The organism is Ruegeria sp. CDSA034 (assembly GCF_059612275.1).
The window spans coordinates 555010-576085 of sequence record NZ_JBXWQH010000001.1; the positions used below are offsets into that span (position 1 = coordinate 555010).

The following is a 21076-nucleotide window of genomic DNA, read 5'->3' on the forward strand; positions in this document are numbered from 1 at the left end:
AAATTAACGATTGATAAAGGAAAGCTAAGAACGCGTTACTCACGTATGTTTGCATATTATGTCAGCGGCGCGCGCAGTTGTTCAATCAGAAATTCCATATCTTTTGGCAAATCGGCCTCAAACCGAAGGTTTTCGCCTGTCACAGGGTGCTCAAAGCCTAAAACTGCTGCATGCAGCGCCTGTCGCGGAAAACCGCGCACGGCCTCGGCAGCGGCCGGGTTGAAGGCTTTCGCCGCAAGCTTGCGTTTACCCCCATACACCGGATCGCCAACCAGCCCATGCCCGGCATGGGCCATATGGACACGGATCTGGTGCGTTCGGCCGGTTTCCAGCCAACATTCAATCAGCGCGATGCCTGCCGGGTTGCCAAATGTCTCGACCAACCGCGCCCGCGTCACTGCATGCCGACCACCGTGGAAAAGAACCGCTTGTTTCTGCCGGTCGTTTTTGTGCCGCGCCAATTGCGTGGTCAGGCGCATGATATTGCCCGGTTCAAAGCTGACACCCTTGATGCCGCGCAAACGTGGGTCATTCGCATCCGGTACGCCGTAGCAAATCGCGCGGTAATAGCGTTCGACGCTATGCGCCTCGAACTGCGCCGCCAGACCGTGATGGGCCGCGTCAGACTTGGCGACCACCAGCAAGCCACTGGTTTCTTTGTCGATGCGGTGCACGATGCCAGGGCGTTTGACGCCCCCCACACCTGACAGGTCCTCGCCACAATGATGCAGCAACGCATTGACCAGCGTTCCGTTGGGCGAGCCCGGCGCAGGGTGAACGACCATGCCTGCCGGTTTGTTGATGACGATCAGGTCCGCGTCCTCATAGACGACGTTCAGCGGGATATCTTCTGGACCGATGTGGCTTTCTTCGGCTTCGGCGACGGAGATTGACACGGAGGCACCTTCGGCCACCTTGGCCTTTGGGTCCCGAACTTCGACACCGTCAATGGTCACCTCGCCGTTTTCGATCAGACGGGTCAGGCGGGTGCGCGACAGGTTTTCATCCGCTGGTACATCCCGTGAAAGCGCCTTATCAAGGCGTGGCGGCGGATCGGCCGCGATCTGAAATTCAATCTGGCGGGTGCCCATGACTGTCCCTTCCGAACCCCAAGAACCGCAGGAAACACCGCAGCTTCGCTTGCTGCGGCGCATGGTCATGCTGCTGACCGCGGTGATGATTGGCGGGGTTCTAGTGACATTCGCACTGATTGTCATCCGACTATCGGACAGAACCCCTACCCTGCCCGATCAAATCGAGCTTCCGGACGGGGCCAAAGCACAGGCTGTAACGATCGGCAGCAACTGGTACGCGGTCGTGACCGATGACAACCGCATCCTAATTTTTGACAAGACGACCGGAAAACAGCGTCAGGAAATCGCCGTTCAGGAATAACGATCAGTTGTCCAAAGCCAACCGAAACACAATCTCAGAGGCTTTTCGCAAAGCCTCATATTCTTCAGCCGTGTCCCGACGGAACATTTTGTCCTCATCGCTTAGCTTTTTCGGGGCGAACAATTCAGGCCGTTCGGGAAAAAACTCATGCTGAAAGGCTGTATCCTGTTGGGCCAGGAATTCGTCCAGCCAAGTGCGCTCATCGGGTTCCAGTACATCATTTCGACGCACCATGACGGGATCATCGACAAAAGTTCGACGCAACTGGCGGCTTTTCTTGCGTCCTAGAGCGCGAGATACGACGCCAAAAGCTTCGCTGGCCGCGCGGGAATGCGAAGGGTTGGACACGCCCCCGCCGGCAAGTTCCTCGGCCAATGGCGTACCGATCCGCGACAGGAAATCATCAACGACGTTGCCCCGCACCATGCCCGAGCGTTCATACAAAAGCGGAGCAACGGTGACGCCGGGAAAGGCAGTGCGTATTTCGGCCAGTTTGGCAGAAAAACTTAACCGTTCCGGGTGGTTGCGGATAAGATCAAGTTGCTGGCGGATGTATTCAGTACCGCCGCTGGACAGCCTCCCGGCCTTGGCCCGCTGTTTGTAATCGGCCTCGAAGAAATCGGAATACCGCCGGCAATAGTAGGTGATCGTCAATGCACGCGAGGGGATATCAGCAAAAACTTCGGCCAGCCGGTTCAGATTGCAGGAATAGAACATCTCAGACGAGACGACACAGGTCTGATCTGCATGCGCGTCGTATTCTGTGGTCATGGCGGACCGAAACGGATCCATCGGATCAGCGCTTTGGTTTATGTGAAAGGCGATAATGTTATGGCTTAACGCAAGACGCGTACCGCCATCCAACCGGCGTCGGCCGGTTTCCATATAATGCAGGCCGATCTCGTTCATGACCGAATGCTTCCGGCGCAGAAATCCCTGCAAGGCGGTCGTGCCGGTTTTGGGCATCCCCATGTGCAGCCAAAGCATTACCTAGCTCCTGTCCACGAACTGTGCTGCGTCATGCCTGCTGGCTGGCCGTGAAACCTGCGGTCATCTGCTGCATGAGGTCCTGCATCTCGGGCAGGTCGCGCAATTGCCCGATCTGTTGGCGGTGCAGATCGCAGGACGCATGGTGCAAGCGCGCAACGTCGGGGTCAGAGAGCATTTCGTAATAGAAACCACGCTTGCGATCCAAAACCACATCGATCGAGGTATTCGTCTCGGCATTCTGGTTCATCATGTTCCAGTATTCCAGGCCAAGGCTTTCACCCAGATGGTGGGCGCGACCGCGCATCTTTTTGACCAGATAACTTTCGCAGGATTTCAGCGCATAGTGATTAACCTGCACGAACTCATAGCCGACCGAGTCACGGGCGGATCGCCAGCTTCTGTCATAATATCGTTCGGGCATCAGCTGACCCGACCCGTTGTACCAATGGCACTCTTCAATGGTTTCGACTGTCGGCTTTTTGGGACGATGAACGCCCAAGCCATCCCAGATCTCACGCTTGAAAATTGTTTTGAAACCCCATGCCTGCGGTGGCCGATATATCTTTTCCGGAGCGGCCTGCCGGAACTGATCCGACAAAAACCGGTCTTCATATCGCACGACGCCTGCGTTTCCGAACAACCGCCAGGTCATTGAGATCGTTTTGGCATCCGGGATGGCATCGGACAAAGCCTGCAGCGTATGATCCCCGGTCTTGACGTTGATATGTTCGTCTGCGTCGATCACCACGACCCAATCCTGCGGGCGCGCAATATCCATCTTCAAGAAGGTATTGTAAGCACGCTTTTGCGGGCTGGTCTTGCGACGCGAGTTGTTGTCGACGTGGATCAGAATGCCCTTTTCATCCAACCGTTGCAGTAGGGCATCGGTGCCATCGGTGCAGTCATTGGTCATCACGACCATCTGGTCGATACCAATCGCACGGTTATGGGCCACCCACTCTAGCACGAACGGGCCTTCATTCTTCATCGGAGTGACACTGATATATCGAGGGTCCTGATTGACCATGATTGACTGCCCTGTTCGTTGTTTTTGCCCGGAACTAATCGGGATCATTCTGAATTTGCCGGTAAATTACGTTGAATTAATGGAACTACCAAGGGGAAATCCGGTCAATTACCCACCTGCCCGTTTAAGTTGGTTCGAGAACCGCTTGAGTTTGGGGCAAAGGTCACGCGCCCGGGACAGGTATTTTCGGGCTTTGGCCTTTTCTCCCTGTCGAAGCAATAATTGCCCTGCAGCACCCTGAATTGCAGCGGTATTGTCATCCAAATCTGCTGCTTGAACGATCTGGTTTTGGCCTTGTTCAATGGCCCCAGTATTCTCGAGGAATTGACCCATCGCAAAAACCAGAAACGGATTGTCCGGGTCGCATGCCAGAGCCTCCGCCATCGCCAAACGGCCGTGGACATAATCTCCTTCTAACTCATAAAGCATTGCAAGCCGCTTTAAATAGAAACTGCTATCCGGAAAGTAAGAAGTGGTTTCTCGTGCCTGATCAATAGCGTGGTGCAAAGTCTTTTCGCCCAATCGATATTCAAGGAGTGAAAGGAGGCTCTGATAACCGGGCTCTTCTGGCGATAGTTGCGCTTCAGGAGGAAGGTGGGTCGAGTTTGAAAGCCCCTCCAACAATAAGGAAAGACGCTGGTGGTTTGCTACTAGTCGGCGCGCACGTTGATCAATCGCCAGATCGGGCCAATCCAGCAATATGAGATCCAAATTACATGGCAATCGCCCTAACACTTTCCGTTGTGCAACATGCGAATTGTAGTTGAACCAAGGGCGCCTGTTGGCCTTCAATACTCTCCAATCCAGCGGCGGAAGTGCTCGATGAGCAATTTGATCCCGGTAGATCAATCTCGATCCGAATATAATTACGTCCGGCCTCATGGGCTTAGCCCAGAACGCACGGCTAAAAGTAAGAGCTGCAGCCCAGCTTTTTTTTTGCCCTCCTAATATGCCCGCGCGTAGTGCCGTTCCAACAGCATGATCTTCCGGCCAGATTCCGGGATTTTCCAACGCCTGTTCAGTTAACTCAAGAGCTTCGGGCCTCTGCTTTAAGTAGAAGCAGTTAAGCGCCTGTAGCAAAGGTAGAAAAGCGTTGTCCGCACCAGCTTCCAGGACAGGTTTTACTAGTTCCTTCGCCTCTGCGGCGCGATCTCCAGCACCGAGTGCGTGCATGGCAAAAGACGCCTTGGAATAGACATGCGCTGCTTCGGAGGGGTTCAAGAACCCTTCGGGTCCGGAGCGAAGTCGTTCTATCATGCCTTCGTTGGCTCTGTTGACCTCCTCCTCGGTCAGGACCTCACGGAAAACTTTGCGTTGTTGTCCTGATATCCGTGCGGCGGCCATCGAAAACGCTGATATAAACGGCGCGATCACCTGCTCCGCGCGCGACATCGTGTAGAGTTCCAGAAAATCCCGTTTTGCACGTGTCATTCCTGACACATCTGCAACGTCAGACATTTGCATCAACTTTGGAAACTTTGACTGAAACCGGGCAACCAGTTCAGGCTGGTCCGAGAACATAATGGCCGCTTTATCGGCGTTCTTCGCCAGATGTGCCTCATACAGTTCTTCGGGTTCGATCTTTGCGGGCCAGGTCGTGTGCTTCCACGGCAGCCCATTCAGAATATCACCGCGGCGGATGTGATAGGCAGATACACCCTGCCCTGACAGCCTGGCATCCGCGCAATCCATGATTTCGCGTATTTCTTCGGTGAACCCAACCCGGTGAATGAAGTCGCGATACCTTGGCCGGATGGCCTCGACGTCCTCCCACGGGAAGACCAGCACCTCGAAACCTTCCTCGACCAACACCGACCGTCCGGCGTTGAGATGCGCAATCAGGCGGTCGGGCGAGGTGTCGCTTTGGAACGACCAGATCGGCAAAGCATTCTGTGCCAGGGCTCCGAACTCCTTAGGAGTAAGGAAATGTTCGTCCATCCAGCCCTGCGCGAACAACTCTTGTGGGTGGTCCAGCTCGGGCGCGTCCGCGCCCTGCGGGAACCAATTCACCCGGTAGGTCGTGCCGAAATCGTCGGCCAGCCGGATGCAGGTCAGCATCATCAGCAACCGCGCGCCCATGCGGTCCTTGCGCTGACCGACAAACACACCTTTGGCGGCGCTCACGAGGCGTCCCTTTCCTTCTCGGCCATGGCCTGCCGGCGCAGTCGGCGGAACCGCTGCCGGGCTTTTGCCGCCAAGTCAGGGTGCCGCTCGGCGCCTATTGCCTCAATCCCCCGAATATACATAGGCAGGCGACGTCGGGCGCGCATCATCTTGTAATACCCAACCGTATCCAGTGAGCCGTCCATCGCCCCCAGCATCACGGGCTTGAGGATATCCAGCTTGCGCAGCATGGGCGCCGCGAAATGGTTTGAAAACCAGGTCTTGAGCAACATCACGTTGTCGCCCTGCAGACGCTGAACCTGCTGCCGGTCCAAATCAAAGAATGGGTCGTAAAAGACGTAGGCCTTACCAGCTGTCTGAACAGTTTGAGCCGCATCGCTCATCGGCAAATCCCAATCCTGTACGCGGCCGAACCTATAGCGGGTTTCCCAAGGCACCAGCCGTTCATCCAGTGTTGTCTGAGGGTTGAACGCGATCACGTGCGCACCGGGTACATGCGCCGAAAAGGTCAATGCCCCAAATCCGCCCATCGATGCGCCTGCAAAAACCACCTGATCGAACCGGTCAAAGAACCCCTCGGCGACCTTGTTTTCAAAATAGGAAATGATCTCGGGGTCGCGATACCATGCCTTGGTGCGCGCGAAGACGCCCATGTGGGACCACCCTTCGTCCCGAAAGAATTTCCAGCCCCACGGCTCGCGTGCGAAGGACAGGTCATTGGCGTTGGCGATATTGTCGAAGCTGACTACCAGACGCTTCGGGTAGCGCTGATGGAACAGGATCGAGTGGCGTTCCAGCTTTTGAAAGTATCCAGTGCCGTCGCCGCCGGGGTACAGCTCGACAAACCAAGGCGGAGCGGGATCCGTCAGGATACGCTCATACCCTGTCTTGCGATCAGGGTGTTCCGGTTTTAGCTGCTCTTTCGATAGGTCTTCGGCCATGATGATCAGATCAGGTTATCGGCGAGCCAGACGCGAAACTCTACCCATTCCGGGCGCATCTTGATTTCGGATACTTTGGCTCGGTGCCAGTCGCAGGCCTGCGCGTGCAATTCGTTCAACTCTTCATCCGCCTTCAGTTCGGCCAGCAGAGGTGCGGCGCGGCGTGCGGCAGGCAAGATGGATTGGTCGGCCTCTTTGTTGGCATTCATGTCCTGCCAGTAGGCTTGTCCCTGATCCACCTTGATGTGGTTTGTGCGTCCCCGGTCGCGCTTGACCAGAAACCCGTCCATGGACCGGACTGAATAGTGGTGGATGCGTCCCAAGGAATGCTCGAACCCGCGCCACGCCCGCCAACCGACTTTATCGGCTGGAAACAGCTTTCCGCCAGCATCTGACCAAGCGATGTCAGGCGCTACCTCCTCGTCAAAGCCCTTCGGGCGATGCGGACCAAACCGGGTGAACTTGCCATTATTTCGGAACAGCGTTTTCAGCCCAAAAGCGCGGCTTGAATGATAGGGAAATTCCTGATCCCCCATCGAGAAAACCTCGGTCACCGGTCTGTCTTCGAAACTGATGTTTCCCGAACTTCCAAACAACTTCCACGCAAAAGATATCGCATCGACCGGCTGCCCTGCTTTTTGCTCGACCTCGGCAATAAGGTCATGAAATCCGTTGTCGCCGCAGCGGATATTCCAAAACTCATCTACATCGAGACACAGCAGCCAGTCGGCCTCTTTGACCTTGGGTTGGCGGCGCGCGCGGCGCAGCATCTGGTGCTGGGGGTTGCCTCCTTCTTTCACTTCATTGCTGACATGCGTGGCCAAGCCAAGCTCTTGCAACCTTGCAGCAATCTTGTCCGTTCCGTCATCACAGTCGTTGGTGAAAATCACAAAATGGTCGACGCCCAGTGTTTTGTGGAACGCAACCCATTCCAACATATAAGGACCTTCGTTCTTCATCGTTGTGAACACGGTGATGGACTGAGACATATTACCCTTCCCAAATAGTCTTGCCCCACTCATACACATCCCAATCCGCGTGGGCGAGACAGGAAATAGTGAAGTGGTCATTCCAACGTAAACTGGTGCAACTCTACACGACAAAGGCGCTGAAATTCGTGTTTTTCGGGAGTATAATGGTGCGGTCGAGAAGCATCCTGTCAATTCGAATTAGTGTCTCTGACCCTTTATTTTCATAGGCGGAACGCCCCGCGGCAATCATCAAGTGTCTCTGAATGTGTGCTGTTTAGACGATTAATGTGTGTTGCCAGTTTCTGTCAATACAGCGGCAAAAGAATACATATGGCCCCTGCTCAAACCACAAGTACGTGGTTCCGTTTGATTTTAGGAAACATAAGACTTTAAAAGGCGTCGCATAAACTTACTCAAGCACGTTCTTGCCGGCCTGTCCCAATTCATGCGCATCGAGCACAGTATTTATTCCTGTACCAAGTGGACCAGCCGCTTCTCTGATCGTGGACCAAGCACCCTCCACCGCGTCCTCATCTCGTCCAGCGAGTTTGTTGATGCCTACGCCTATTCCCGAGTATGTCATTGCAGCAACCACACCACAGTTATGACCGCAAACCATTGTAGCACCAGCTGAAACAGCAAAACCCGCTCCTTTGACCACTACTGTTGCGGCGAATATCTGAACGTCTAATCTATTGTTTCTGCGTCGGGTCTCCTCAATATCCTCTTGTAATTGAGCATATTCTGGAGAATCTATGAAGCGGGGCGATCTTTGCACGACCTCAGTGATCTCTGAGCCGTCGGCTCCAATACGCTCACCATTTTTTAGTAGTAAGTCTAATCTTTCTCTGCCAACGGTAATTGGGGCGAGTGCATTAGATTGGCGTGGACCATCCCCTGTTCCTCCCTCAGTCCATGGTAGTCTGACTTGAGCTAATGATGGGTATTCACCTTCAAATGGGTTATTTTCCTGCGCGACTTGTGACGCAAGCACGGATGAAGCGGCTGTAAGATGATCAAGACGTTTCTCTTGCTTACATTTGTTCAAGGCTACTCGGTTCAATCCTGCCGATTGCGCAGCTGACGTTGAAATTTGCACCAAGCGCCAAGCATAAGACTTTTCGTTTTTCTCTCTCAGAAAGTGCACGCGATTGCTGGTTTCACGAACGAAGTTAGCAATCGCTTCCGGGGCCTTTGCACGGTCGCAAAACAAATTTGTCACGATTTCAAGGTCTGCATCTGATGCAGCGTAAAACAAAAAAGTGTGGTCTCCTTTTGAGCTACCTGCAGTTGCGCGGGAAACAGACTCAGAAAAAGTACGCATGCACTGACCGCAAGTTGGAGAAACGAAAGTTAGCTTGTTTTTATCTGACGCCAAATTGATGGCGGGAATGCTCTCATAAACAACGATTGGATTGTTCGCATCCTTGGGCAGTAGCAACCCCTCACTACCATCTGCTTCGTTGAAGCTGGTCGTTCTGGCTCGCGCGAATTTGACAACTTCCGGAAAGATTTCATCCCAAGCCTCCGGCTTGAATTGGTGGCTCTCGCCGGGTACGAGTTCCATGTGAACTTCGGTACCCGCGTTTTTTAAAGCATCCGCCATTTTTATGCTCTGAGTGACAGGTACTCTCGAATCCCTAGTGCCATGAACGAGCATTACAGGTGATGAGATAGAAGCGGCCAAATTCAAAGGCGAGCGGGAAGGTAAATCGGGGGAGCAAACCTCTCGGACGTACCGTGGGATACCTTTATGCGTCGTTTTTTCAGCCCAAGCGCCAAGTTCCGTTGGTGGAAAAAACGAAATAACGTACTTAAAAACACTGCTATTTGCCGCCGCCAGTAGAGCCACCTGCCCACCTTGAGAATAGCCTAGAATTCCTATGTCATAGGCACTGATTTCTGGACGATTCTTCAACCAATCGGCTACCTCAAGCGTGTCGTGAGCTTGCAACTTCCCGCAATCGTCTGTGCCTCCTGAGTTTCCCCAGCCACGCATCGATACAGTTAAAGCCGCAAAGCCGCGCGCAGTGAATCTACGTGCAGTATAGTTTGTGTTTGTCGCCTTTCCGCCATGTCCATGCAGGATAATCACTGCAGGTAGATTGCGACCATTACCAAGTGGGCGGTGCAGGTACGCTTCGAGTGAAATACCGTTACCCACATCAATCCAATGGTTCGTAACTTGACTAAGTGAGATGCTGGTACAAGCTCCAATCGAGTTAGATTTGCTCAAACGAGGATAGTTCAGACCCAATGTGGACTGACTAAAATCTGAAAATGCGTCACGGGTCTTTTGACCTAGCAGACCATCAACCGGTCCCGGCTCAAAACCTAGAGAACTTAGCCCGGTTTGCACACACTCAACGTATTCGTCAGCTAACGCCTGTGCGCTGTTAAAAACAGTTGCAGACAGCGCGCAAACAAGGAGCAATAACCTTAAGAAAATCATGAGATGCCCCCAAACAAGTGAATTCTACTTGATCGTCGCTTCGTATCTTTCACCTTGGTCGTTGATCGAAAAAACACGTCCGTCGTTTAAGACGATCAAATCACAACGAGCACCATATTCAGCGGAAACTATGCAGAGTTCGCCTTCTTCGGTAACTGAGTATGTGTATGAATATACTTTACCGCCAACATGAAACTCGTAGGAGTCGTCGCTACCAAGAACAGATTTCGCCCCACCTTCATATTCCAAGGTTTTACCCGCGATAAGCTCCGTTATTTCTTGCTTGCTAAGTCTTTGGTCGCCTTCTTGGGTACTCCAGTTAGCCGCCGATACAATAGAAGGCATTAATAAATGAGCCGAACCAACAATCAGTGAAAAGGCGGGAACGGTTACTATTGTTCTTATCACTTTCAAAACCCCAAAAAATATTTACAACTGTGTCACGATAAACGCGGCCACCATAATTTGCAAATTTGTCCTATCCTCATTGACCTTTTAGCGACTGGTTCCGTTGTCTGATTGGCACTACTTTGGTGCCTATTTTTTCAATAAAATTTGTTTCCATTAGATTACTAAAGACGTTCTCATAATCCCCCCCTCGGGGCGCTCCTTTGAAAGCATATGACATGATCAGCGCATCCATCGTTAAACAGAGGTTGTCAATTTCTAACGCCAACAAGAATGACCTGATCTGTAAAAAGGGATTGCAAAGAAACGTGACAATAAGCTGATTTCCTGTGGGAAATTTTAGAACCGAAGAGCGTGATCTTAGGCAACTGAACGAATTTGTCCTATTTGACCGGAGTGTAACAAGACAAGTGTCTACTTCTCAATAACCGTCTCATTTAAGTAGGGTTGACATTTAAAGTACACTTTCTTACTTAGCTCTTTGAGGCAAATGCTACACTTTCGGAGATACATAAATGCTCATCGGATACGCGCGAACGTCGACAGCAGACCAGATTGCAGGCTTTGAAGCCCAGCAGCATGAGCTTGCCGAAAATGGGTGTGAGAAAGTGTTCGCGGAACAGGTCAGCAGTGTGAAGCAGCGAGACCAGCTTGAGGCGGCCATAGACTTTGCGCGAGAAGGGGACACTCTGGTCGTTACTAAGTTGGACCGTTTGGCGCGTTCGGTCCCTGACCTTATCGACATCCGCAAGCGACTTTCAGACAAGGGCGTTGGTCTGAATATCATGAATATGCCGATGATGAACGATAGCGCCACGGCGCAGATGCTTGAAACCATCCTTGGGGCAGTTGCTCAGTTTGAACGGGAGGTGATGCTTGAACGGCAGCGCGAAGGCATTGCTAAAGCTAAGGCAGAGGGGAAGTTCAAAGGGCGCCCTGCCATGGATGAGGCCAAGGCCAAAGCCATCCGTGAGGCGTTCGAGAACGGTGTGAATCCAACCCAGATTGCGAGGGACTTCGGGGTCAGCAGAGCGACAGTTTATAGGTTGGCCAAAGAGGTGGCCTAGGCTCTGTACCCATAAATCGCCTAAAAGCAGCCGTTCGATGCGAAGTGCTTCAACGACCGAGTTGCGGACTTTTCTGCCGTTAGATGTCAAGCATCTGAACGCTCCAGGGCTGAACATTTCCAGCCTCGAAACTGTTGTAGCAAACTAAATCTTGCAGTTGATTGCTTGGAAGCACAAGCTTCGGAACATAGTAGGTTTCTGGATCAAAAGCCGGTAAGTCAACTTCGAACAACTGCTGGAACAATAGTTGTGTCCCGCCCGTTTCGTTGAACAAGCTCCACGGGCCATATCGCGCGCAGAACATGACCGCATTTGCGGTCACCGCATCAATGCAGTTTTCAACACTGGCTGTATCAAAATGAGCTGCACGATCATGTTTCGTCTTGTTGTAGGCATGGTACCACGTGAGGCTCTGCGTCGGAGCGTCCATGTGCCAATGCTGAAACGGTTTACGTGGTGCAAGCGCAGCGTAAGCTCTAGCAGTCAATCGGTAGTCTTTGAGCGATAGGGCAGAACACAGTTTAACGTAGTCTCTTGTTCCAAAATCACGACCAATGGGTGTGGCTTTGGTTTCGGTAAAGTACCGTTTCCACTGGTTTTCCACTTCGGTACATGCAGCGATCAGCAATTCTCTTGTCTTGTGACCGTAGCTCCTAAGCCCTGCCCCAACTGGTTCGACAAATTCAAAAACCTTCTCCAATGAGCTTAGCAGTAGTCGGAGGGCCACCAGATCGTTGTGTTTTTGTGCGGGGCTACTTCCTAGCCCTTGATCAAGGTCTGACTGCATTGTTAGACCCGGACGCCAAACACCATGAACACTCTTTCCAACATCGTTGCGAATAGACTGAATGTTGGTAGCCCCAAAAGTTGCGATTACCCATTCTTCAAGTGAGCCGTTCTTTTTTTCTGTGACGGTGAGGCCGGGCGATAGCGTATACCATCCGCTACTCTGGCAGTAGAAGTGCACGAAGTGGGCGTCTGATTCATAGGCGACACCGCGCCCTTGGGCTTCGTGCAGATTATCTTTCCATCCGGGAAGCGTCGTCTTGGTGTTTTCATAAGTTATGGCGCGCATGGATGCACCGTAACTCAATCGCATTGAAGATGAAAAGTCGCATCAATTCTAGGTAGGGCTCGGAGCAGCCGTTCGCTGCAATCTACCTGAACGCCCGCTTTGCCGCCAGTGAGCAGATATTGCATTTATAGGTCCAAAGCCTAAGGCACTGATTTAACAACCCGCAGGTCATTTTTGTCGGTAAAGGCGGACCTTTGGCTGTGACGTGAGTGACGTTAGACACCCTCGCCCCCAAGCTGAAGCAGTAAGCAAGCGTTCGTCGGCCTTTAGATATCCGTAAAGGGTCACTTAGAAAGATATTTGATAACATATACTTATAAAAATCCCTCCCACGTGAGGTAAGTAAACGCTCGTCTGGCAGGCTGATGGCCAGACTGGGTCAATTCACCCACATACATGCCGTACACAGAATTTCCGAATTGCGTCGTTTCATGGAACTGCGAGGTGATGTCAGCATCGCGTTATCACCAACCGACAGGAAGACTGATAGCAGACCATCTGTGGTGAAGCGTCCTGTGTGCTGAACATCTCACCCTAGCATTCCCCGTGGGTTTCCCTGAATCGAAACCCATCGGGCACTTCACGTGTGTATCCGATCTTTGTTGTCTTGAGATTGCGGGGCCTAGGTCCCGTCAAATCATTTCGACATGCCTGTGCATCAGGGCGTGATCGATTGAAAACACACTTTGCATGCAGGCTTACAGACTAACGAGACCATGTGGTCCAAGAAGAACTCAGGAGTTCAAGCATGAACCAGAACAACAGCCCACCAACTATGAAAATAGGGGCCGACCAAATCGGTCAAGATGACAGGTTTAACGTCCGTTTCGTCCTACTAAACCACGACAATGTAGAGGACCTCTCACGGGTCTGGGCTGCATGGAAAAAACGCCCCGACACCCATATGCCACCTCCACCTGTAAAGGTCTGGCATGATGGCGAGAACTATATCGTCGTTGACGGGCACCATCGTTTGGCCGCCTTCAGGAAAACCTTCAAGCCAAACCGCAAGGGCACCAGATGCACAGCTAAAATCGAGTGTGAGGTGGTCATTGGGGGGCTGACTGAGGCGCTGATCGCTACGGTCCGTGACAACAAACAGAAGCAAGCCGGTCTCTCCAAAACAGAGCGGACCAATGCGGCGTGGAAGCTGGTAAGGTTGACCGACCTATCCAAGAACCAGATTGCCACCGAGACAGGTACCGGAACCACGACAGTTGCTAGGATGCGAAAGGCATACCTCAGGCACACATCAGGCGAAATTAAAGAAGAACCTAAGCCGACTTGGAAGCTACAGGCAGAGTTCATCCAGCAGGTTGATATGACATTGGAAGAGATCAACGCTGAGCTTGACGGTGAACCCAAAGGGGGAACCAAATGGGTTCTCGAAGGTGAGGCTAGAAGTAAGTTCATATCGCGAGCCTCAAGCCAGCTTCGCAACAACCTCAGACGTGAATGCTGGTATGATGATGAGCTACTAGCTGAAGTCATACAGGCCACTATTGGCGAGAACCGCATGAACAGGGTTATGGATTGGCTTGTGGCACTTGATGATGACGAACACCCTAGCGCCCCTGTGGGCGATGGTGGTGAGGATTTCTGACCCCTCAAGCAGCACTAATGGACGCCCCTAGAGCGCCCTTCAGGGGTACCTAGGCTTCACCAAATGGTACAGGTGAAGGGCCTTTCAGAAAGTTAGGATGTAATAAAATCAACACCTTACGAAGGTGAAGAGGGCCCCAGGGTGTACCATTGGTATATGATCCAAAAACTTTTGCTCGATTTAACACTGTGAGCGTCGGGCACCAACAATAACCCAAGGAACAATCACGATGACAAAAGAAAAACAAATGCAAGTACAGGCGGCGTGGTTGCTCGTACTGAGCAAGAAACCGAGTACACGCCATCAAGTGGCAAACACTACAGGCATATCACCCAGTGCTGTGCGGCGAATGGTCAAGGTAAAGATGACGATGATCACAGCGGGTGTGATGCCTGCCGGTGATTGGATGATTGATCGAGACACTGCACAAGAACTTTTGGAGAAAGATTATGGAACACTCATCACAGAACCGCGCTGATAAGAAGCTGCGCCGAATTGGTTATGAAAACCGTAGGGCGTTCACGAAGCGTCTTAGAACGACCGCTCGTATTCGCTTGGGACACGAGAGGATTGACCGCCAACTTGCCCCTTGGGCCAACCGACCGGACCAATGGGGGAGCATGAGAGTTCGCCCTGAAGTGGTCGCTACGGTCAATGCAGTGCGGGAACACATGACGCAACAGATCGAACGGGAGGTCTCACAGAGTGAGGCGCTTTCATTCTTGGTGGAGCTTGGCGTGATCGCCATAACCGACCGCAAACGAAACACAACCAAAGACTAAACAGACTTCAAAGGACAAGACACACGTCAAAATGGTACACGCATCCGGTGACACAATTCCCAGCAATCTAGACACCTAAATGACCGTGGCATTGGAAGACGAGAAGACTGAGTTCAGGTTCTTTCTTTCAATAAACTCAGCATGGGTATTGTACTTTGTCTTAAAATACCAAGAATTTGACAGATTTTCGATTGCGTCCAGACAACACTGCAACGAAGTAATCTCCAAAAGGAGATCATCGTGTTTAGTAGCTATTTCCCCAAAATATCTCTGGTCAGTGCCGCTATCGGCACAGTGATATTGGCCGCGTGTGCACCTTCGCCCGCAGTAGAAGAATTTGCATCTGAGAATGCGATATCGCTGCGATACTCAGCTTGGGACACAGTTCCAACTCTCACAGCAGAAGCACGAGATAAAGCTGCAAGACACTGCGCGAAGTACGGGAAATACGCCAACTACAAAGGTGGAAACGCGGTCAGCCCTTTGACGGCTGAAGAAGTTCATACTTTTGCTTGTGAAAACGTCAAAACCGATGACAGCTTCATTATTGCCCAGCAAAGCGAACGACCCGACACCTATGTCTACCAAGTCCCGACTTACAGCCCAACGCAAACAAACTGTACGGTCATTGGCAACTACGCAAATTGCACAAGCTATTGAAGAAGCGTAGTTGCTAACTGCTGTCTCACCCCTATCAACTTCATATAGCTTAGTTCCCAATCCGAGCTGACTTGAGGCTTGTTCGCATGGGTTGAGGGGAACAATGGCAATCGAAAGCAGTAAACCGTTCACGCTGCGCCGGGTATCTGAACCAAGGGTCAATTTTGGCGTGGTGTAGTTTTCAACACGCTAGATTTACACTACGCAAAAAATATTAATTTCATTATTTTCCAGTTATTTAGATGAAAATATAGCTAGAATGTGTACGCTTCCTGCCGGGGTCACTAATCGGTGGAACAGCCCTTTTTGCATGACAACGACTTAACAACTAGCTTACAGCCCTGCCATCTCGCCCCACCTAGCGAACTCTCTAAGTCGCGCCTCACGCCCACCATAAGTATTCTCAGCGACCGACTGAGCAGAGTGCCCTAAATACCCTTGACGTACCTCTACAGGTGCCCCTGCATCCCTAAGTTTGTCACTGGCCCTGTGGCGCAGCCCGTGGACCTTCATACGCTTATCATCTGTGTTTTTTCTGACCGCCTTCATTAACGCAGCAGACGCGGCGCTAGGACCTCCGTCGCGACCATAAGAAGGGAACAGCGGCTCGTCACCTCCCCCCCCCCCCTCAACGCGCGCTCTTAGGGATTCCCTGAGGCTGTCTGAGGCTATCGGAACGTACCTGTCACTATTGTTGTTTTTGATGCCGTTGATTTCGTTGGGGGTAACAAAGATAGAAGGAGTTTCGCCGTTGAGTTCAACATCGCTAATGCGGAGCCCACACGCTTCGCCTAACCGCATGCCTGTTCCCTTCAGAACCTGCCACAAATCAGGCAAGTCTCTGCTTCGTCCACTTTCTAATGATTTTAGAACCGCATCAACGACGCTGTCAGGTAGTGGGACGTTCTTGTCCAGCGAGCTAACCTGTTCTTTTGGCCACGAAAGACGTTCGAATGGGTCTCGCCCTGCTGGTATTTCCAACTCCCTAACAGCGTGCCGATAGGCGGCAGCAACGATAATCATTTCACGCTGGCATGATTTAAGCGCCAGATGTTCGCCGTTGCGTTTCTTGAGGCTAAGTAAATGGTCTCGGAAGTCACGCGCTGCTTTACGGTCGATACTTTCAATGGTCACCTCTTCTAGAGGTTTCCTGAGAGCATCACTAAATCGACCAAAGGTTCGATCAATCCTGACCATCTCTTTGTGATCACCTGCAAGGCCGTTGTCCAGCGCGTAGGTATCACGCATGTCCACCAGCGTAGGCTTCGGAGGTTGCAGATCAGGGTTCAGGACAGCTGCTACAACTTCCGCCGCTTCCCCTCGGGCAGCGAGGCTTTCCCCGAGCACCCCACGGGTCCAGCTGTCCTCAGGGTCAAGCCCTTGAACACCAGCCATGTAATGCTCAGCGAGGCGCTGGGCGTCGATGAACTTTTGGGTAGGTGACCGATTATCAATCGTCGGGTTCCGTCTCAGGGTGTCCTCAACAATGGTATCGAAGTTTCGCATGTGCAGTTGATACTCACGCTGAAAAGCAACACCCTCACGCGCCTTTATGTGCTTCTGATAAGCATCTTCGCCACGGATTTCACGTACCCGTTTGGGCCAACGTCTACGGAACCGCCATTGGGTTTCACTTACGGTGTCGATGTATTTGATCTTCATTAACAGGGCCATTGTGTGCTGTCCGTGTGTGTTGTTTGCGTTATGCGACACACACGGAAAATGCTGAATGCCCTTGTTTATAAGGCCCAAAACTAGCTGATCAAGTAAGTTCTGGTGCGGTCGAGAAGACTCGAACTTCCACGGGTGTTACCCCACAGCGACCTCAACGCTGCGCGTCTACCAATTCCGCCACGACCGCACTGCCAATGACTTGGTTGAGGGGCGTATAGACGGTGGCGAACAGGATGTGAAGAGGCAAAAAACAAGCCGATTTGAATTCCGTGTTGCCATCCTTATCTGTACTGCAGACAGAGTTTATTTCCCCCTTCCCCGGAGCCCGCCCATGACCGCGCAAGATCCCCGCCCGATTGTCCAGATTGATATCGTCTCAGACGTTGTGTGCCCCTGGTGCATCGTGGGGTTTCGCCAGCTGGACCTGGCTTTGAAAGAACAAAACGTGCTGGCTAATCTCAGATGGCATCCTTTTGAGCTGAACCCAAATATGCCGCCAGAGGGCCAGAACCTGCGCGAACATATTATGGAGAAGTATGGCTCCACGGTTGAGCAGAGCCAGCAGGCCCGCGATCGGCTGACCCAGATCGGCGCCGAGCTTGGCTTCACGTTCAACTTCAATGACGACAGCCGGATGGTGAATACTTTTGCAGCACATCAACTATTGGACTGGGCCGAAACGCAAGGCCGCCAGCATCCGTTGAAGATGGCCCTGTTCGAAGCTTACTTTACCAATCAACAGGACGTATCCCAATCCCAGGTCCTGCTTGATGCGGCCCAAGCGGCGGGTCTGGACCGGGACGCTGCCCGTGCGGCTCTGACTTCGGGCGATCACATTGCGCCGGTTCGCGAAAAGCAACAGTTCTGGACCAGCCGTGGTGTTTCAGGTGTCCCGTCGATGGTGTTTGCGGGCAAGTACCTGGTGACCGGTGCGCAAGGGGCCGAAACCTATTCTGACCTGCTGCAACGGTGCCTGACCGAAGCTGCGTGACCTCTTTTCTTCGCCCTGCCCCGGCGGTAAGGAGCATTTATGGAATGGAAGATCACTGACGGGCTGACCGATTACAACGACGCCGTCGCCTTCATGGAGGCGCGCGTGGCCGCAATTGCGGCCGGTGAAGCAGATGAATGTGTGTGGCTGCTGGAGCATCCGCCGCTTTACACCGCCGGCACCTCGGCCCGGATCGAAGACCTGACCGACCCGGATCGCTTTCCGGTCTTTGAGGCCAAGCGCGGCGGTGAATACACTTATCACGGCCCCGGCCAGCGCGTGGCCTATGTGATGCTGGACCTGAACACACGCGGCAAGGACGTGCGTCGTTTCGTCAAGCAACTGGAAGAATGGGTGATCGCAGCGCTGGCCGAGTTCAACGTGCATGGTGAAATCCGCGACGGACGCGTTGGTGTTTGGGTGCGGCGCAATGACAAACCGCTGACCACTTCGGGCCAACCTGCCGAGGATAAAGTGGCCGCGATCGGATTGCGCTTGCGCAAATGGGTCAGTTTCCACGGCATCTCGATCAATGTCGAACCTGACCTCGAACATTTTTCGGGCATCGTCCCCTGCGGCATCACCGAACATGGGGTTACGTCGCTTGTCGATCTGGGGTTGCCGGTTACCCTGGTGGACGTGGACACAGCCCTACGGAAAACCTTCTCAGAGGTTTTTGCCCCCAATGGGGGCTAAATCGATACCTGCGAATCGTTCAGAATCAATGCGCTGTTAACAATCCCGCAATTTTTAACCCCGCTGTTTCCATACTGAGCCAAAATTTCCCAATGGCTACAGTACAAATAGGGCAAATGGGTGAAAAACTCACTCAAATGGATACATCCCGCGTGTTTGCGGGTAGTATAGATTTACCGTTCTTAGAGTGAGTGGTGTGTTAACCGGTGATCTTGGGTCATCCTGAGTAATCGGAAAATTTTTTGTTAACGAGTCTGCCGTTCCGACCCCAAATCGGAGCGGCAATTCGCATCCCGCTCTATAGTTTCTCTTCTGTATGCCCAAAACGAGTCGACCCGACACACGCGCGGTCGATCTGCTCAAGCTCAAGCGTGGCGTGACCAATGGCAAACCGGTCACGGAGCGATTGTCTGACGCTGGCCCTCACCCCTTCCGCATCGGCCCAGGCCGCCGCGTCCACGACCAGATGGGCCGTCAACGCTGGCTCTCTCTCTTGCATGCTCCACAGGTGGACATGGTGAACCTCGGACACACCCGGTATGTCCTCGATGGCCGAGGCGACCTCTTCCGGGTCCAGTTCGGGGGGCGCTGCCATCATCAGAACGCGGATCGTTTCGCCAATTTCACTTTTGACATGCCACAGTATGTAGACCGAAATCAGGATCGTGACGGCGGGGTCTACCCATGTCCAGTTGAACAGGATCACCGCGGTACCGGCAATGATCACCGCCACCGATCCCAAGGCGTCCGCCACGTTGTGCAGAAAGGCCGCCCGGATGTTCATGCTGTCCTTGGCCATCGAGTAAGTTAGCGCAGCCGTGACAAGGTCCACAATCAAAGCCAGTGCCGCGATCCAGACGACCATCCAGCCGTTAACCGGCTCAGGCTCAAAAAACCGCATCACGCCTTCGTAGAACAAGTACACCGACAGCACGACCAGAGTGGTGTAGTTGACCAGCGCGGCGACAACCTCGGCCCGGCCATAGCCGAAGCTCATGCGTGGATCGGCAGGTCGGCGGGCGATTTTGCGGGCGAAAAACGCGATGACCAGCGCGATGGCGTCAGAGAAATTATGCAGGGCGTCGGCGATCAACGCCAGCGACCCTGAAAAAATGCCCCCAATGACCTGTGCCAGCGTCAAGAACATGTTGACGGCAATGGCCCAAGCAACGCGCGCGTCCCCTGCCTCCGGGTCTATGTGGTGGTGCGCGTGGCTGTGCCCCTTATGAGAGTGATCATGTGCCATCTAAAATGTGTGTTCCTTGTTACGGCTGCACATTGCATGTAATTCCTCTAGTGACTAGAGGTTCAAGAGCCCTGAGGAAAAAAGATGTATTCAATTGGGTATCTGTCGCGCCACACGCAGGTCAAGATTCCGACCATCCGGTTTTACGAAGACAAGGGGCTGTTGCCGCGCCCGGATCGAACAGCGGGTAATCAGCGCCGGTACGACGACACTGCCTTAAAACGACTGCTTTTTGTTCGCCATTGCCGCGATCTGGGTTTACCGCTGACCGACATCGAAGGTTTGCTGTCTCTGGAAGGCGCATCTGGCGGCGACCTTAACCAAGCGCATGAAATTGCCGAAAGACAACTGGCCGACCTACGGGACCGTATTTCCCGCCTGCGCAGCCTCGAGGCGGAACTGACCCGAATTTCCAAAGCCTGCGATGGCAAGCACGACCATGTCTGCGCCGTGCTTCACGCATTTGGCGATCATAGTGAGTGCGCGGGGCCACACACGCACTTGAAGTAACTGCCTCCCAGTCAGCTCAGCGCAGCTTTGATCTTTTCGGCATGCTGCGCGATCAGGTCGAAATCGCCCATCGTTCCGGGTGCCCGCACAGCAACACCATCATGGCGCGGCAGAATATGGAAATGCAGGTGGAACACCTCCTGCCCTCCGGCGGCCTCGTTGAATTGCTGGATCGTGACCCCGTCCGCATCGAACGCTGCGACGACAGCCTTGGCCATTTTCTGGACCGTTGCGGTCACAGCCGCCAGTTGTGCAGGCGTTGCATCCAGAATGTTACGGCAAGGGGTTTTGGGGATCACCAGCAGATGCCCGTCCGCGCGCGGCATGATATCCATGAAGGCCACCGTATCGTCATCTTCGTATACTCGGCTCGAAGGGATCTCTGCGCGCAAAATCTTGGCAAAAATATTCTCGGGGTCATAGGCGGTCATTTCAATTCTCCGATTGACGCGTTGCCGACAGTT

At 53.0% G+C, this 21076-nt stretch carries 21 protein-coding genes and 1 tRNA gene; 9 read left to right on the top strand and 13 right to left on the bottom strand.

Annotation, left to right across the window (positions count from 1 at the left end; all coding sequences use genetic code 11):
* Positions 1–56: 56 nt before the first annotated feature.
* Entirely contained in the window at positions 57–1091 is a 1035-nt protein-coding gene (locus AC2FLJ_RS02670) for an RluA family pseudouridine synthase (RefSeq protein ID WP_496704372.1), read from the bottom strand.
* On the opposite strand from AC2FLJ_RS02670, the gene AC2FLJ_RS02675 reads away from it, so the two are divergent.
* A complete protein-coding gene (locus AC2FLJ_RS02675; protein WP_058277654.1) occupies positions 1090–1395 on the top strand; it encodes a DUF6476 family protein in 306 nt (101 codons plus the stop codon). The two genes, AC2FLJ_RS02670 and AC2FLJ_RS02675, sit on opposite strands and share 2 nt — an antisense overlap.
* Positions 1396–1398: 3 nt before the next feature.
* Here the strand turns inward: AC2FLJ_RS02675 and AC2FLJ_RS02680 are convergent, their stop codons facing one another.
* The 7 genes from AC2FLJ_RS02680 to AC2FLJ_RS02710 all read right to left on the bottom strand — a co-directional run bounded on the left by AC2FLJ_RS02680 (position 1399) and on the right by AC2FLJ_RS02710 (position 10308).
* A complete protein-coding gene (locus AC2FLJ_RS02680; protein WP_496695093.1) occupies positions 1399–2382 on the bottom strand; it encodes a hypothetical protein in 984 nt (327 codons plus the stop codon).
* 31 nt (positions 2383–2413) lie between these two features.
* Entirely contained in the window at positions 2414–3412 is a 999-nt protein-coding gene (locus tag AC2FLJ_RS02685; RefSeq protein WP_496695091.1) for a glycosyltransferase family 2 protein, read from the bottom strand.
* Positions 3413–3520: 108 nt separating this feature from the next.
* A complete protein-coding gene (locus AC2FLJ_RS02690) occupies positions 3521–5536 on the bottom strand; it encodes a hypothetical protein (protein ID WP_496704373.1) in 2016 nt (671 codons plus the stop codon).
* A complete protein-coding gene (locus tag AC2FLJ_RS02695) occupies positions 5533–6477 on the bottom strand; it encodes a hypothetical protein (protein ID WP_496695087.1) in 945 nt (314 codons plus the stop codon). Before AC2FLJ_RS02695 ends, AC2FLJ_RS02690 begins: the two co-directional genes overlap by 4 nt.
* 5 nt (positions 6478–6482) lie before the next feature.
* Positions 6483–7466 carry a glycosyltransferase family 2 protein gene (locus AC2FLJ_RS02700; RefSeq protein WP_496704374.1) on the bottom strand — a complete coding sequence of 328 codons (984 nt, stop codon included), beginning with the start codon at positions 7464–7466 and terminating at the stop codon, positions 6483–6485.
* A gap of 391 nt (positions 7467–7857) precedes the next feature.
* Positions 7858–9900, bottom strand: coding sequence for a prolyl oligopeptidase family serine peptidase (locus AC2FLJ_RS02705; RefSeq protein WP_496704375.1), 2043 nt, complete (start codon positions 9898–9900; stop codon positions 7858–7860).
* Positions 9901–9924: 24 nt separating this feature from the next.
* Positions 9925–10308: a hypothetical protein gene (locus tag AC2FLJ_RS02710; protein ID WP_496704376.1), complete on the bottom strand. Its 384-nt coding sequence runs from the start codon at positions 10306–10308 to the stop codon at positions 9925–9927.
* A 515-nt stretch (positions 10309–10823) separates the two neighbouring features.
* Here AC2FLJ_RS02710 and AC2FLJ_RS02715 point away from each other — a divergent pair.
* Positions 10824–11375, top strand: a complete 552-nt coding sequence (locus AC2FLJ_RS02715; RefSeq protein ID WP_496704377.1) for a recombinase family protein — start codon at positions 10824–10826, stop codon at positions 11373–11375.
* 79 nt (positions 11376–11454) lie between these two features.
* On the opposite strand, the gene AC2FLJ_RS02720 is transcribed toward AC2FLJ_RS02715, so the two are convergent.
* A complete protein-coding gene (locus AC2FLJ_RS02720; RefSeq protein WP_496704378.1) occupies positions 11455–12450 on the bottom strand; it encodes a hypothetical protein in 996 nt (331 codons plus the stop codon).
* Positions 12451–13198: 748 nt separating this feature from the next.
* Between AC2FLJ_RS02720 and AC2FLJ_RS02725 the strand changes: the two genes are divergently transcribed.
* The 4 genes from AC2FLJ_RS02725 (at position 13199) to AC2FLJ_RS02740 (ending at position 15495) form a co-directional block, all read left to right on the top strand.
* The gene (locus AC2FLJ_RS02725; protein ID WP_496704379.1) at positions 13199–14053 is read left to right on the top strand and encodes a hypothetical protein; all 855 of its coding nucleotides are present in this window, start codon (positions 13199–13201) and stop codon (positions 14051–14053) included.
* 229 nt (positions 14054–14282) lie between these two features.
* The gene (locus AC2FLJ_RS02730) at positions 14283–14531 is read left to right on the top strand and encodes a hypothetical protein (protein ID WP_496704380.1); all 249 of its coding nucleotides are present in this window, start codon (positions 14283–14285) and stop codon (positions 14529–14531) included.
* A gap of 142 nt (positions 14532–14673) precedes the next feature.
* Positions 14674–14835 (top strand): hypothetical protein, encoded by a 162-nt coding sequence (locus tag AC2FLJ_RS02735; protein WP_496704381.1) that lies wholly within the window; start codon positions 14674–14676, stop codon positions 14833–14835.
* 240 nt (positions 14836–15075) lie between these two features.
* Complete coding sequence (locus AC2FLJ_RS02740; RefSeq protein ID WP_496704382.1) at positions 15076–15495, top strand: hypothetical protein; 420 nt, start codon at positions 15076–15078, stop codon at positions 15493–15495.
* 333 nt (positions 15496–15828) lie between these two features.
* Here AC2FLJ_RS02740 and AC2FLJ_RS02745 read toward each other — a convergent pair whose 3' ends face one another.
* Together AC2FLJ_RS02745 and AC2FLJ_RS02750 are read right to left on the bottom strand one after the other, a co-directional pair.
* Positions 15829–17169, bottom strand: coding sequence for a tyrosine-type recombinase/integrase (locus tag AC2FLJ_RS02745; RefSeq protein ID WP_496704383.1), 1341 nt, complete (start codon positions 17167–17169; stop codon positions 15829–15831).
* 100 nt (positions 17170–17269) lie between these two features.
* Positions 17270–17356 (bottom strand) — tRNA-Leu (locus tag AC2FLJ_RS02750).
* A gap of 144 nt (positions 17357–17500) precedes the next feature.
* On the opposite strand from AC2FLJ_RS02750, the gene AC2FLJ_RS02755 reads away from it, so the two are divergent.
* Together AC2FLJ_RS02755 and lipB are read left to right on the top strand one after the other, a co-directional pair.
* Positions 17501–18160, top strand: a complete 660-nt coding sequence (locus AC2FLJ_RS02755; RefSeq protein WP_496704384.1) for a DsbA family oxidoreductase — start codon at positions 17501–17503, stop codon at positions 18158–18160.
* Between the two features lie 39 nt (positions 18161–18199).
* On the top strand, positions 18200–18856 hold the full coding sequence (gene lipB, locus AC2FLJ_RS02760) for a lipoyl(octanoyl) transferase LipB (RefSeq protein WP_496704385.1): 657 nt from the start codon (positions 18200–18202) through the stop codon (positions 18854–18856).
* Between the two features lie 298 nt (positions 18857–19154).
* Here lipB and AC2FLJ_RS02765 read toward each other — a convergent pair whose 3' ends face one another.
* Complete coding sequence (locus AC2FLJ_RS02765; RefSeq protein ID WP_472723536.1) at positions 19155–20102, bottom strand: cation diffusion facilitator family transporter; 948 nt, start codon at positions 20100–20102, stop codon at positions 19155–19157.
* An 84-nt stretch (positions 20103–20186) separates the two neighbouring features.
* Here AC2FLJ_RS02765 and AC2FLJ_RS02770 point away from each other — a divergent pair, with 84 nt between their 5' ends.
* Positions 20187–20612, top strand: a complete 426-nt coding sequence (locus tag AC2FLJ_RS02770) for a MerR family transcriptional regulator (protein WP_496704386.1) — start codon at positions 20187–20189, stop codon at positions 20610–20612.
* 11 nt (positions 20613–20623) lie between these two features.
* Here the strand turns inward: AC2FLJ_RS02770 and AC2FLJ_RS02775 are convergent, their stop codons facing one another.
* On the bottom strand, positions 20624–21043 hold the full coding sequence (locus AC2FLJ_RS02775; RefSeq protein ID WP_282118720.1) for an HIT family protein: 420 nt from the start codon (positions 21041–21043) through the stop codon (positions 20624–20626).
* Positions 21044–21076: the final 33 nt, after the last annotated feature.

Coding starts and splice junctions, on each gene's coding strand:
- AC2FLJ_RS02675 (WP_058277654.1), top strand. CDS start 1,090: ATGACTGTCCCTTCCGAACCCCAAGAACCGCAGGAAACACCGCAGCTT.
- AC2FLJ_RS02670 (WP_496704372.1), bottom strand. CDS start 1,091: ATGGGCACCCGCCAGATTGAATTTCAGATCGCGGCCGATCCGCCGCCA.
- AC2FLJ_RS02680 (WP_496695093.1), bottom strand. CDS start 2,382: ATGCTTTGGCTGCACATGGGGATGCCCAAAACCGGCACGACCGCCTTG.
- AC2FLJ_RS02685 (WP_496695091.1), bottom strand. CDS start 3,412: ATGGTCAATCAGGACCCTCGATATATCAGTGTCACTCCGATGAAGAAT.
- AC2FLJ_RS02695 (WP_496695087.1), bottom strand. CDS start 6,477: ATGGCCGAAGACCTATCGAAAGAGCAGCTAAAACCGGAACACCCTGAT.
- AC2FLJ_RS02700 (WP_496704374.1), bottom strand. CDS start 7,466: ATGTCTCAGTCCATCACCGTGTTCACAACGATGAAGAACGAAGGTCCT.
- AC2FLJ_RS02705 (WP_496704375.1), bottom strand. CDS start 9,900: ATGATTTTCTTAAGGTTATTGCTCCTTGTTTGCGCGCTGTCTGCAACT.
- AC2FLJ_RS02715 (WP_496704377.1), top strand. CDS start 10,824: ATGCTCATCGGATACGCGCGAACGTCGACAGCAGACCAGATTGCAGGC.
- AC2FLJ_RS02720 (WP_496704378.1), bottom strand. CDS start 12,450: ATGCGCGCCATAACTTATGAAAACACCAAGACGACGCTTCCCGGATGG.
- AC2FLJ_RS02725 (WP_496704379.1), top strand. CDS start 13,199: ATGAACCAGAACAACAGCCCACCAACTATGAAAATAGGGGCCGACCAA.
- AC2FLJ_RS02730 (WP_496704380.1), top strand. CDS start 14,283: ATGACAAAAGAAAAACAAATGCAAGTACAGGCGGCGTGGTTGCTCGTA.
- AC2FLJ_RS02735 (WP_496704381.1), top strand. CDS start 14,674: ATGAGAGTTCGCCCTGAAGTGGTCGCTACGGTCAATGCAGTGCGGGAA.
- AC2FLJ_RS02745 (WP_496704383.1), bottom strand. CDS start 17,169: ATGGCCCTGTTAATGAAGATCAAATACATCGACACCGTAAGTGAAACC.
- AC2FLJ_RS02755 (WP_496704384.1), top strand. CDS start 17,501: ATGACCGCGCAAGATCCCCGCCCGATTGTCCAGATTGATATCGTCTCA.
- lipB (WP_496704385.1), top strand. CDS start 18,200: ATGGAATGGAAGATCACTGACGGGCTGACCGATTACAACGACGCCGTC.
- AC2FLJ_RS02765 (WP_472723536.1), bottom strand. CDS start 20,102: ATGGCACATGATCACTCTCATAAGGGGCACAGCCACGCGCACCACCAC.
- AC2FLJ_RS02770 (WP_496704386.1), top strand. CDS start 20,187: ATGTATTCAATTGGGTATCTGTCGCGCCACACGCAGGTCAAGATTCCG.
- AC2FLJ_RS02775 (WP_282118720.1), bottom strand. CDS start 21,043: ATGACCGCCTATGACCCCGAGAATATTTTTGCCAAGATTTTGCGCGCA.